The sequence below is a fragment of the Marinoscillum sp. genome (assembly GCF_965229915.1).
Taxonomy (GTDB): Bacteria; Bacteroidota; Bacteroidia; order Cytophagales; family Cyclobacteriaceae; genus Marinoscillum.
In genome coordinates, this window is the sequence record NZ_CBDDJZ010000001.1 from 3,795,934 (window position 1) to 3,808,602 (window position 12,669).

General features: G+C 44.4%; 11 protein-coding genes. 5 read left to right on the forward strand and 6 right to left on the reverse strand.

Features of this window, described 5'->3' with window-relative positions:
- Positions 1–3: 3 nt before the first annotated feature.
- On the reverse strand, positions 4–729 hold the full coding sequence (locus ACO067_RS16325; RefSeq protein WP_421875916.1) for a glycosyltransferase family 2 protein: 726 nt from the start codon (positions 727–729) through the stop codon (positions 4–6).
- 110 nt (positions 730–839) lie between these two features.
- Between ACO067_RS16325 and ACO067_RS16330 the strand changes: the two genes are divergently transcribed.
- The 4 genes from ACO067_RS16330 to ACO067_RS16345 all read left to right on the forward strand — a co-directional run bounded on the left by ACO067_RS16330 (position 840) and on the right by ACO067_RS16345 (position 4,525).
- Positions 840–1,913 carry a PQQ-dependent sugar dehydrogenase gene (locus ACO067_RS16330; protein ID WP_421875918.1) on the forward strand — a complete coding sequence of 358 codons (1,074 nt, stop codon included), beginning with the start codon at positions 840–842 and terminating at the stop codon, positions 1,911–1,913.
- A gap of 3 nt (positions 1,914–1,916) precedes the next feature.
- On the forward strand, positions 1,917–2,267 hold the full coding sequence (locus ACO067_RS16335; RefSeq protein WP_421875920.1) for an arsenate reductase family protein: 351 nt from the start codon (positions 1,917–1,919) through the stop codon (positions 2,265–2,267).
- A gap of 58 nt (positions 2,268–2,325) precedes the next feature.
- Positions 2,326–3,831 (forward strand): FMN-binding glutamate synthase family protein, encoded by a 1,506-nt coding sequence (locus ACO067_RS16340; protein ID WP_421875922.1) that lies wholly within the window; start codon positions 2,326–2,328, stop codon positions 3,829–3,831.
- A gap of 103 nt (positions 3,832–3,934) precedes the next feature.
- Positions 3,935–4,525 (forward strand): heme NO-binding domain-containing protein, encoded by a 591-nt coding sequence (locus ACO067_RS16345; RefSeq protein ID WP_421875924.1) that lies wholly within the window; start codon positions 3,935–3,937, stop codon positions 4,523–4,525.
- Here ACO067_RS16345 and ACO067_RS16350 read toward each other — a convergent pair.
- Positions 4,515–5,267 (reverse strand): VOC family protein, encoded by a 753-nt coding sequence (locus tag ACO067_RS16350; RefSeq protein ID WP_421875926.1) that lies wholly within the window; start codon positions 5,265–5,267, stop codon positions 4,515–4,517. The two genes, ACO067_RS16345 and ACO067_RS16350, sit on opposite strands and share 11 nt — an antisense overlap.
- Positions 5,268–5,379: 112 nt before the next feature.
- Here ACO067_RS16350 and mltB point away from each other — a divergent pair, with 112 nt between their 5' ends.
- A complete protein-coding gene (gene mltB, locus ACO067_RS16355; RefSeq protein ID WP_421875928.1) occupies positions 5,380–6,351 on the forward strand; it encodes a lytic murein transglycosylase B in 972 nt (323 codons plus the stop codon).
- On the opposite strand, the gene ACO067_RS16360 is transcribed toward mltB, so the two are convergent.
- The 4 genes from ACO067_RS16360 to ACO067_RS16375 are packed head-to-tail and all read right to left on the reverse strand — an operon-like array spanning position 6,348 to position 12,663.
- Positions 6,348–7,136, reverse strand: coding sequence for an alpha/beta hydrolase-fold protein (locus ACO067_RS16360; RefSeq protein WP_421875930.1), 789 nt, complete (start codon positions 7,134–7,136; stop codon positions 6,348–6,350). The two genes, mltB and ACO067_RS16360, sit on opposite strands and share 4 nt — an antisense overlap.
- The gene (locus ACO067_RS16365) at positions 7,133–9,718 is read right to left on the reverse strand and encodes an FtsX-like permease family protein (protein ID WP_421875932.1); all 2,586 of its coding nucleotides are present in this window, start codon (positions 9,716–9,718) and stop codon (positions 7,133–7,135) included. Before ACO067_RS16365 ends, ACO067_RS16360 begins: the two co-directional genes overlap by 4 nt.
- Positions 9,711–12,335, reverse strand: a complete 2,625-nt coding sequence (locus tag ACO067_RS16370) for an ABC transporter permease (protein ID WP_421875934.1) — start codon at positions 12,333–12,335, stop codon at positions 9,711–9,713. Before ACO067_RS16370 ends, ACO067_RS16365 begins: the two co-directional genes overlap by 8 nt.
- Entirely contained in the window at positions 12,328–12,663 is a 336-nt protein-coding gene (locus tag ACO067_RS16375; RefSeq protein ID WP_421875937.1) for a PadR family transcriptional regulator, read from the reverse strand. The genes ACO067_RS16370 and ACO067_RS16375 overlap by 8 nt, the downstream gene beginning before the upstream one ends.
- Positions 12,664–12,669 lie beyond the last annotated feature (6 nt).

The window sequence follows — 12,669 nt, forward strand, 5'->3', positions numbered from 1 at the left end:
CTTTTAGAGGTACTTAAAAATGGTCAAAATAATCTTATACCCGGCCATGATTGTCCCTTTTACGGTACCGGAAACCTTTGAAACACCAATTCGTTGGCGATAGTTTACTGGTACTTCCATAGTCTTCATTTTCAGTCGCGCAGCTTTCAATTGCATTTCTACAGTCCAGCCGTAGTTGGTGTCTTTCATATCTATCGCCAACAATGAATCGTAGCGAATGGCACGAAATGGGCCCAGATCGGTATATTTCTTACCATAGAGCCATTTGATGAGCCCTGTAGCCAACCAGTTGCCAAAGACCTGCTGAGGAGTCATGGAGCCTTTTTGTTTGGTGCCAAGAGCACGTGAACCGATAACCATATCCGCTTCTCCCTCCAGGATAGGCTGTACCAGCTCGGGTAGCTGCTCAGGATAGTCCGAATGATCTCCATCCAGAAACACGACAATTTCCGGTTGAGTGGGTGACTGAGCTATATGCGCCATCCCCTTCAGACACGCTTGTCCATATCCTCGTTTATTCTCTCGCAGCGCAGTTGCACCATGCTTTTGGGCTTTTGTGAAGGTGTCATCAAATGAACCATTATCCACCACAATTACTTCGCTTACCCAATCCGAAGGAATTTCGTCGATCACCATCCCTACGGCATTCTGTTCATTAAATGCTGGAATGATGACCCTGATGTCAGGAGTGTTATCCGGTTTCTTCACATTGGCTAATTTCAGCGGCAAATTTAGTCTTTACAATGACTTATGTCCTGTCACCAATCTGACAATTCTCTGAATTAGGAAACAAGAACAAAATGGAAACCACTTCCGTTGATTTGCTAAAACATCAACTCATGAAATACATTGGTTTAGTTTGGATTGTAATCATCAGCTATATGGCGGGTGCCCAGGTATACAGTACAGAAGTGGTTACAGATGAAGTCAACGTTCCGTGGGGAATTGATTGGTTGCCCAATGGTGACATGCTCATTACAGAAAGAGATGGACAGCTTTTTAGGCTCAGTGCTGGCAATCTGACCGAAATTAAAGGTACGCCTCAAGTGGTGGCTGAAGGTCAGGGTGGCCTTCTGGATGTGAAGGTCCATCCCGATTATGCCAGCAACGGATATGTCTATCTATCCTATTCCAAACCGATGGGTGGCAAGCTGGCTACTACAGCTGTAGTGCGTGGCAAACTGAGTAAAAATTCATTTGTGGAATCTGCTGAGGTGTTTCGTGCAGAGCCTGCCTCAACTACCAGGCACCATTATGGTTCCCGAATCATTTTTGACAAGGATGGATACCTCTATGTGTCGGTAGGAGACCGGGGCAATAGGGATGAAAATCCACAAGCGCTTAACAATCATTGTGGCAAAATCCATCGCATGAATGATGATGGAAGTGTACCAGCGGACAATCCATACAACGGTAACCCAATCGCTATGCAAACCATCTATTCCTATGGTCATAGAAACCCACAGGGATTGGCATTGAATCCATTTACGGGAGCTATTTGGGAACATGAGCACGGACCCAAAGGCGGGGATGAGGTCAACGTGATCCAACCAAAAAAGAATTATGGTTGGCCGGTAATTTCATATGGTGTCAACTACGACGGTACCTCATTCACTTCAATCACCGAAAAAGATGGAATGGAACAACCGATCAATTATTGGGTGCCATCAATCGCTCCTAGTGGGATGGATTTTGTGACCTCCGATAAGTATGGAGCTTTGAAAGGTGATTTGTTGGTCGGGTCCTTAAAGTTTGGATATCTGCACCGATGTGAACTGGAAGACAACAAAATAGTGAAAGAAGAAAAATTATTGGATGGAATCGGAAGAGTGCGTGTGGTGCGCCAGGGACCGGATGGATTTATTTATCTTGGCGTGGAAGGAAAAGGTGTTTTACGATTAGTTGCTAATTAACCTATGAAGAAAGTTTACCATTTGTCTACTTGCAATACGTGTCAGCGCATTATCAAAGAGCTTGGGATAGGAGATGATTTTACCTATCAGGACATTAAAACAGAAAAGATTACTCCGGCTCAGCTGGATGAAATGAAAGAGTTGACTGGATCATATGAAAGCTTGTTTTCCAGAGTCGCACGTAAGTACAAGGAGCTAGGCCTGAAAGATAAGAGTTTGGCCGAGGAGGATTATCGTCAGTACATACTGGATGAGTACACCTTTTTGAAGCGACCGGTATTTATCATTGATGGTCAGATCTTTGTTGGTAACAGTAAGAAGAATGTAGCTGCCGTGGCTGAGGCCATTGGATAATTTTTCGGAACATTGTAATGCTCTGATTGATTCGTATATTGGCTGAAATTCATTCAATATGCGACATACCTTTTATATTCTCACACCTATTATTTTAGTTTTTGTTGGAGTAGTGGGTTATTATTATGCCGGATGGTGGTGGTCATACACCGTCTTGGGACCGCTGGCTTTGATAGGCCTTTACAATAGGGTTCAGTCCAACCATACCATCCTAAGGAATTTTCCGCTGTTAGGCTACTTTCGTTATTTTTTCGAAACGATTAGTCCAGAGATTCAGCAATATTTTATTGAACGAAGCACCGATGGAAAACCCTTCAGTAGGAATCACCGAGCATTGGTTTATCGGCGAGCCAAGGGAGTTAATGACACCCATCCGTTTGGTACACAGCTGGAGATCAACAATGATCACTATGAAGCAATCCGGCATTCTATTTATGCCACTCCACCGGTCAAGGATTTTCCAAGAGTTACCATTGGCAATGGCTCATGCAGACAGCCCTATAGCGCCTCCATTCTCAACGTAAGTGCGATGAGCTATGGAGCTTTGAGTAAAAATGCGATTATGGCTCTGAATCAGGGAGCGAAAAAAGGAAATTTTTATCACAATACCGGTGAAGGTGCCATCTCTGACTATCACCTGCAAGGAGGTGACTTGGTGTGGCAGATTGGGACTGGTTATTTTGGCTGTCGGCGGGCTGATGGAGGTTTTGATCCAGATTTGTTTAAGGAAAAAGCAGCCTTGCCGGAAGTGAAGATGATCGAGATCAAGTTATCGCAGGGTGCTAAGCCGGGTCATGGTGGTGTACTTCCAGCGATCAAAAACAACGAGGAGATTGCTAAAATTCGGGGAGTGGAACCACATACTACGATCATCTCCCCACCGAGTCACCGCGACATTCACGGACCTGAGGATTTGTTGCACTTCATCCAGCAACTGCGCGACTTATCCGACGGCAAACCGATCGGTTTTAAACTGTGTGTAGGCCGTACAGAAGAGTTCATTGATCTGGTGGAGAAAATGATCACACTGCAGATATGGCCAGACTTCATTACTGTGGATGGAGCGGAAGGCGGTACTGGAGCGGCCCCACTAGAGTTTTCTGATTCCGTTGGGCTGCCTCTTGAACCCGCACTGATCTTTGTCCACCGTACCCTGGTTAAATACAATTTGCGTAAAGAAGTGAAAATTATCGCAAGTGGGAAAGTACTTACCGCCTTTTCTATATTGAGAATGCGTGCTCTTGGTGCGGATATATGCAATTCTGCTAGAGCATTTATGTTTTCAGTTGGTTGTATCCAGGCACTGCGCTGTAACAATAATACCTGCCCTACGGGTGTGGCTACCACCAATAAAATGCTCACCAAGGGGCTGGTGGTCGCGGACAAGGCTGAGCGAGCTTATAAGTTTCATCACAACACCATTCATGCCGTATTGGAGCTCCTCGGTGCGTGTGGCCTCTCCCATACGGAAGACATCACCATAGATATGTTTGTGAAAGGAGATGAAATGGTCGCATTAACGAATAAATACTTCCCGGATTCAGTTTTGAATAGAGTGGACTAACCTATTGTGAATCAGTTGATTAGGTGGATTGTGTGGTGAGGTTATAACAATTATGGTCATAATAGGCTTATAACACCATTATTTTAACCATCAACATTACCTTATGAAAGGGACAATTCATTTTTGCCTTGAAGAGACAATCAAGGCTAACCATGGAGATACCGCATGGGAAAAAGTGGCGAAAGCAGCGGGACATCAAGCTGATTTCAGCTATGGTACCAAAATCCGTGATGACATTGATGAAGTGCAGAGCATGGAGCTGTTCGTATTGGCTGCCAACACACTAGGTATTCAACTCTCGGAGCTATTTGATGAGTTTGGGGTGCATTGGTGCTGCGAGTATTCACCAAGAGTATACGGCGTGTTTTATCGAAATATGACCTCTACCAAAGAAGGAGTAACCAAGCTGGACCGACTCCATGAAACGGTCACCAATCACATAGAAAACTCGTATCCACCGAGGTTTTTGTACAACTGGCTTGGCGAAAACGAACTTGAGTTAACCTACAAGTCGGACCGCAACTTGATCGATTTATTCATTTCGTTGGTCAAAGGACTGAATAAAAAATTCAATGACCATACAGAGATCCAAAAGCTAAGTGAGCAAAAGGTCATTTTGAGGTTTTATGATGCGCCTCCATCAGGAAAAAGTCACCAGCAACCGGAGTATTCATCCGCTGCGTCTACTTTGTAGGAGGGGTGAAAATCTTGTTGCCATCATGGTCATACTCAAAAGAGACATTTGCTCCTTTCACTTCCATCGAATAAAACCCGGTGATGTTGGGGTAGTCCAGTTCGTCCATGATGTTGGTATGATCTACCTGCAGGAGTTCGATAGCTACTTGTTGGCCTGTCAGCAGGCGTATGTACACGTCATTTTCCGGTTGATCCAATCGATGCGATTGCTCTATTGGGAAATTGACCTGATACCATTTCTCTTGTTCACCTACATTTTCTGTAATCAGGCAAAAGAAGTTAGGTTTTAGCCTATCAGGCTGGGCACTTTCAAAAATCTGGATGTTATTGTTGTCCGGATCTTTCACGATGATCATGCGCGTGTTCAGGATCGAGTCCTTGACAACACTTCCGTGAAACCGAGCTCCATTGGATTTCAAATGATCTATGAGCTCGTCAAACTGGTTAGTAGCAAATCCAAACTTATGTATACCTGGAACAAAACGGATGTTATAGTCCTTTTTGAGTGAATCACGACGCTTGGCTTCCGGATTCTCGACCAGCTTGATCGTCAGATTGTCATGATACAGCAGCGAATAGTCTTTGCTATCCATAAAGCCGAAACTAGCGGCATACCAGTCGCTCATGATTTTGGCGTCTTTAGTCACTATGGTCAACTCGTCTATAGAAAACTTCTCCGACGGTTCACAGCTAAAAAGTAAGGCAGATACGATGGAAACTAAAGCGATTGTTGATCTCATGTTACTAAAATAGAGGATTAAGCAAACATTCAATCAAGGTGGCTTGATTATTGAGTTTTAATATCTGTAAAAACGTGACATCTTTGAATTCGTATTAAAAACAATGGGAAATATGATTAGACAGGTAGTAGGTGTAGTGGTGCTGGTTGGCATGGCATTCATGTCAATGGGACAAATTAATGAATCCAAAGTGGCGGAGTTTGCCCGACAGGTATCAGAGCGGAGCGATTATTCCCTGGAGGAGTTGACGGTGATTCTAAACAATGCCAAATACGATCAATCCATTGTAGACAAGATCAGTAAGCCAGCAGAGGGGACTATGACCTGGGAGCGCTACCGAAACATCTTCATGAAGGAGGAGCGAATTACTGCAGGTGTGAAGTTTTGGGATGAGTATGCTGAAGTGATCAAAGCTGTGAGTGAGGAATCTGGAGTAGCAGAAGAAGCCATCATTGGCATCATCGGTGTGGAAACTTATTTTGGCAGAATCAAGGGTTCTTATCGGGTGTTGGACGCGCTGTATACGCTTGCATTTGGTTACCCAAAACGATCCTCTTACTTCACCTCTGAGCTGGAGAAGTACCTGATCATAGCCAAAAAGGAGCATCTGGATGTGAATACCGTGAAGGGTTCATATGCCGGAGCGATGGGTTACTGCCAGTTCATGCCATCCAGCTACGAAGCATATGCCAAAAGCTATGATCAGGGGACAAGAGACTTGATGACTCCTGAAGATGCCATAGCCTCTGTGGCCAACTATCTGAAAGTGCATCGCTGGGAAACTGGCAATCAAGTAACCACACAGGTGGCAAGTCTGATCAACCCTCAGGAAGTGAGCACTAAATCAGTGAAACCATCCAACACACTGCGTTACTACAGTGACCTGGGCTATATGCCTTCTGGTAATATTTCTCCATCGGCCAAAGCGGCGTTGATTGAGCTGGATCATGAAGATGGTACGATGGAATACTGGTTTGGCTTCAATAATTTCTACGTAATCACCCGGTACAATCACAGTAAACTTTACGCTATGGCTGTTCATCAACTAGGACAAGCTGTAAAAGCCGCCAGAGAAGGGGCCTAGTGGTTTAGGATCCATTCATAAAATTCTGGGGATGAATAGGCCGCACTCCAGGCATCATGACCTTTTTTGGAGCATAAGGTAAAGAGCTTTTGGTTGGAGAGCTCATCCGTAGAGAGGCTCATGTTGTCTACTTTGAGAAAATCAATCTGATGGTTTTGAAACCACGAAACAACATCTTTGGAGTATTGCGAAGAGACTAAGTCATCCTCATCATTATGGATGATCCAGATGGGTTTGTCTATGAGTTGCTCACATCCACTTTCGCAATACACCTGTCCAGATATGGCAATAACTTTGTTGAATCTGTCGGGATGCTTTTTGATCACACTCCAGCATCCTCTGCCACCCTTACTAGGCCCCGTAATGGTTACCTTTTGTGAGTCTCCATTATACTGGCTGATTACCTGATCGACCAAATGGACTATTGCATCGGCATGTTGTCCCCACTGTCGTTCTGACCGTGGACCAGTGGTCATGTGAGGATTGATTATGATGAAGTTATCAAGAACCAGGTTGGAGAGCTGTTCATCTTTGCTTCCAACAGCATATCGAATAGGTCCCTCATTCTTTGCTGATCTTGGGTTAGGTCCAGAGGCCATATCCCCACCGACCAGATAGACCAAAACAGGCCATCTTTCTTCTTTTGAAAAGCTTTCTGGCAAATAGAGCCAATACCCGTCTAGTTCATTCACTAACCCATCGTCCACCCAAACCTGCCGACCAGGTCCGGGTGAAGAACAACTCCAAAGAAGCAAGCTGAGCAATGTGAATACCAAGATCCTCATTCGTCTCTTAGTACGTTAGCGGGGTTGACATGGACCACTTTGTATGATCTGATGGCAGCAGTAAATACGATTAGCGTGATAAGAAGTAACGCTGGTAGCATTAGGTAAACTGGCTGTAGTTCAATGGTGTAGGCAAAATTCTCCAGCCACCTGGTGAATACATAATAAGCTGCCGGAATGGCAAGGAATGCTGCCAGTAGTGAGAGATAACCAAACTCTTTGATCATTAAGGTTAATATTTGACTGGCGGAGGCACCATGTATTTTGCGAATACTCATTTCTTTTAGCCTTCGCTGCACCGTGTAGGTGGTTAACCCAAATAAGCCTGCTAAAGAAATGAAAATGATCAAGAAGGAAAAACCTGCAAATAGCTCTGCCTGTTTTTGATCTTTGTCATATTGCTGCTGAAATTGTTTGTCCAAAAACGCGAACTGAGCCTGCTCAGTTCCAGCAGTTTCCTGCCAGATTTGATCTATAGACCTCATCAGTTGCTGATAGTGCTGGCTTTTGGTTTTAACCATTAAATGACGACCGCCTACGATATGCCTAATGACCATGGGCTCGATCACATGATGTAAAGAGACCAAATGAAAGTCTTTGACCACACCAATGATTTTGTCTTCCCATGTGGTACCAGATTTGAGTGTTTGGCCAATAGCTTCTTCTGGGGTCCATCCACTTTCACGGGCAAAAGTTTCGTTGATGATTACTCCGATGCGTTTGCCATTGTAGCCTCGGTAATCTTCAAAGTTTTGACCGGCAACCAGGTTTAGTTGAAGCGTTTCCAGATAATGTTGATCTACCCAAATATGTGGACACACCATTTTTTTAACTCCGTCTTTAGTGGTGTATTCAAAGTTGTTGATAGGAGCCATTTCTCCTGGAGTGTGTTCTGCTGAGGATACTGATTCTACTTCAGGTAATTGCATCAGTTTATCGTGTATCACCCAGTAGTTTTTGTTGGCGTTATCATCCATTTTGGTTGTGATCACCTGCGTTTGATCAAATCCGAGATTTTGGGATGTCATGAACTCATATTGCTGATATACGATGGTGGTGCCGATGAGCACCAGGCAACTCAGAGCCATCTGAAATAACAGGAGAGCACTACTGAATTTGTTGGATTTAATTTTAAGTTCTTTCTGGAATGCCTTGATTCCTGAGAGCCTGAGAGCTGGGTAGATACTACTCAAGCCCAAAACAGTCACCAAGAGCAGTGTAATCAGCAGCACAGTTTTCCATTCAATGATTTGAAAGATACTCAACTCTATTCCTGCATAATTCTGAAATAAAGTTTGACTGCTTATAATGATCACTAAGGAAAAAATGGCCGACAAGCCAATCATTAAGGCCGATTCAAAAAAGAATTGTGCAATGATCTGAGGCCTCTGTGCGCCAAAGGTTCTGCGGACGCTTACCTCTTTTAGACGCTGGTAGGTCTGCGCAATGGTAAGATTCACATAGTTGATGATACTCATCGAAAGGATTAAGATGATCAAAATAGAAAAACCCTGGAGGTAGATTCTGTTGCCATCATTGGCTTCCATTTCAAACTTACGGTCAGTAATGAAATGAATGTCCGTCAGCTTTTCCTGTTGTATGAAGATTCTTCCGCGACCACTTCCGCCAGTGACTCCAAAGATTTCTGTACTGATGTCGGCAAGAGTTCTTGTGAATTTTACTTGATCAAACTGGTCAATGACCTTCACGTAAGTGACCCATCTCCAGGCGTCCATTTGGTTGACCACACTTGGATCTTCCAGCGAAATGAACGCTTCCGGATGGATATGTGAAGTGATTGGTGGATCTGCGATCACTCCAGTCACTGTGTATTGATCGTTATTATCTCTTGTAAGTATTTGCCCTATTGGGTTAGTGCTTGTCGATAACACTTTTTCAGACAGAGATTTGGTCAAGACGATGGAGTAAGGCCTTTGAAGTGCCGTTTGAGCATTTCCAGAGAGCCATTCGTAGTTGAGGATATCCTGGAGGCCAGCTTCCGTCTGATAGATGCGACTTGTTTTGATCAGGTCATTGTCTTTTTTGAATTGGATGTTGCTGTACCTTCTCAGCATCGCATATCCTTCCACCTGGCCTGACTTTTCGGTTACCACTTTACCAAATCCAGAAGGGGAGATGGCTAGTTTTGTCATATCATCCCCAAACTCCATATCTAGTGTTAGTCGGTAAATTCGATCATGATTTTCAAAGTGTCGATCATAGCTCCACTCCTGGTAAATGTATTGAGCTAGAAATCCGCACGCTGCGAGACCCAGTGTAAGACCTAGTAGGTTGACAAAGGAGGAAGTCTTGTTTTTTAGCGCACTTCTAACACTTATTTTCAGATAGTTTCCAATCATGGTAAATAGTTGATGTGTGATTGATTTTCGTTTGTTGATAAAGGCAACTCGGAAAAAACCAAGCGCTCTCCAGGTATATCTTCTTCTTGCCCTGGATACAGAATATCGGGTAGACTCTAATTCAAATAGCTCGAACAGGTCACCTTCTATACCTTCTATGAGATCCTCGGCACAGAATTTTTTCAGCCATTTCAGAATCCATTTAGGCTCCTGATTATTCATCCTTTAGGGTTTTTGCGGGATTGAGGTTGGCTGTGTAGTAGGTGTGATAGCTCACTGTGCCTATGGCTATGATAATCAGTACCAATGCTGGTACCAGAAATAGCCACGGCGACAAGGAGATTCGATTAGCAAAATTCTCCAACCAGTTGTTCATTAGCCACCAGCTAAGTGGAATGGAGATGACTATGGCAATACCCACCAGCTTCAGGAAATCTCCAGTCAACAGTATCAGTATTTTAGAGAATGAGGCACCAAGAACCTTTCGCACTCCCACTTCTTTGGTACGCAGGCTGGTCATGTAAGATGCCAGTCCAAATAGTCCCAGGCATGCGACTAAAATAGCCAGAGCAGAAAACAAACTGAAAATAGATCCAAACTTGAGTTCTCCCTTGTACTGTTCGTTGTAAAAATCATCCAGAAAGAAATATTCTAAGGGCTTGTCACCAAAGGCCGCCCGCCAGTGTTCCTCGATGCGATCTACAGATGAGCGCATGTTGCTGGAAGAGATTCCTACTGAATAGAGCCCGTTTGGCGAGCTGAAGTACCTAAATACCAATGCGTCATAATCTGATTTAGGGGACTCCTGTCTGTAGTTTTTCACTATACCGACGATCTTAAACGTATCGCCCCAGAAGTAAAAATCTTTGTTGAGGACATCTTCGGGTTCTGTAAATCCAACTCTTTTTACAGCCGCTTCATTGAGGATAATGCTGTTTTCTTCTGTGCCATACGAATCATCAAAGACACGCCCAGCTATAACCTCCAGATCATAAAAATCAAGGAAGTTCTTATCCATGCCGATCACCCGATATTGATTCGCTTCTGCCTCCGTTTGAGAAACCAGTCTCAGTCCTCCGGCATTCCAACCTGGTGTTCTACCGGGAACGAACGTGGAGTTGGTCACGCCTTCTACAAAGCTTTCGTTGTTGAGTAAGTTTTTAAAGACACTTTCGCGCACCTGGCGTACGGAGTCCTGGCTGTAGGATGGCGTTTCAATCACCAGGGTTCGTTGGGTGGTGAATCCCAGGTCCTGATTTTGTAAAAACTGCAGCTGTTCATAAACGATATAGGTGCCTGTGATTAGAATGATAGAAGCAAGAAACTGAAATACGACCAGTCCTTTGCGCATGAGATTGCCGCTACCACTTCCGCTAAACTTGCCCTTGAGCACTGTCGCAGGTTTGAAGTTGGCCAATACAATGGCTGGATAGAAGCCCGAAAGTAAGATGCCGACAAGGAAGAGCACGGACAATCCTACCCAAAACCAGCCCGCGTCCGGCCATGAATAGCTGGAAGGACGCCCAATGAAGTCATTGAAATAAGGAAAAGCTAAGAGAACGAAGACCACTGACCCAATGAATGCCAGGGTGTTGATAAAGGTGGATTCAAACAAAAACTGATGAACCAGCTGACTTTTGAAGCTGCCCATGACTTTGCGTATACCGACTTCTTTGGCTCGGTTGATCGATCGGGCTGTAGTAAGGTTAATGTAATTGATCCAAGCGATGACAAGCACGAACATCCCAATGATGAGCAAAAAGTATGTAGCAGTCTTATCTCCGGTAGGTTTGATCTCCCCACGATAGTTCGATATCAGGTGAATTTCTGTCAACGGCTGAAGAAAAAACTCCATTCCTGCATTGTACTGCTCCAGTTCCTCGCCTTCGCGCTGGATGATCCAGTCTGGGAATTTGGCTTCCAAAGATTTTGGGTCCGTACCATCCTGAAGCACCACATAGTTTAAAAAACCATCCCATTGCCATTCAGTGCGAGACTCTTCTCCAGAATAAACCACATAAGTGGCAAAGGAGTAGAGCACATCGAATTTCATGTGGCTTTTCTCAGGAAAATCCTCGAAAACAGCAGTCACTTGAAAGGCGTCATCATCATTGAGCTTCACTGTTTGGCCCATTGGGTCTTGATCACCGAAGAGTTTTTTGGCCATGGATTGACTGAGGGCAACTGTAAAGGGTTCATTTAATGCGGTCTCTCTGTTCCCTTGGATTACAGGAATAGAGAAGATCTTAAAGAAGTTTTTGCCTGCATAGTAGGCAAACTCCGGTTGGAAGTAATTCTTATCCCGTGAGATCATAGCGCCACTTTGATGAAGGTTGACAAAATCAATCACTTCAGGGAAATCCTCGTACATGTGCAGACCGGCGCCTGCACACCCTGCAGCCCACTGAGTAGATAGTTGCCCATTATTGTAGCGGTTGAGCTGGACGCGATAGATGTTTTCTTTGTTATCAAAAGACTGATCATAGGAAGTCTCATAGTACACGTACTGTAAGATGATGAAACCGGCCGCCATGCCGATGGCCAAGCCTAGCACATTGATGATGGAGTATGCTTTGTGCTTGCGCAGGTTACGCAGCGTGATGGTGAGGAAATTGTGCCACATAGCAATATTTAGTTTGAGTTGATTGATCTTTTTAGAGAAGGTGTGCCGAAAAAAGCCAGCTGCTCGCCACTGATAGTTTAGGTTGGCTCTTCTCAGTCCTATTTTGTCAATTTCGTAAGCCCGGAGTTCATAGAGATCTCCACGGATCCCTTCGTAGAGGTCCTCATTGCAGAAACGCCGCAACAAACGATCGATCCAAAATTCTGTTTTACTCACTTCTGTTAAAGGCAATGTCCGGGATGGCATTCCAGAGCCCATTTCTAATTTCACGAGAGTCTGCAAGGGCTTTTTCACCAGCTGACGTTACACGAAAGTGGTGTTTTCTCCGGCCGCCACGTTCTTTGGTAGCCCCATCATATCTAGAGTCACAATAGCCTTTTTCTTCCAGGCGCTTGAGTGCTGCATGTACCGTACTGATGGTGATTTTTCTACCTGTTCGTTGCTCCACTTCGTTCATGATCGCCACTCCGTAGGCGTCATCATATAGGGCACCTACTGTCAGCAAAATGATCTCTTCAAGCTCTCCGAGTTGTGTTCCTTTCATAATCTC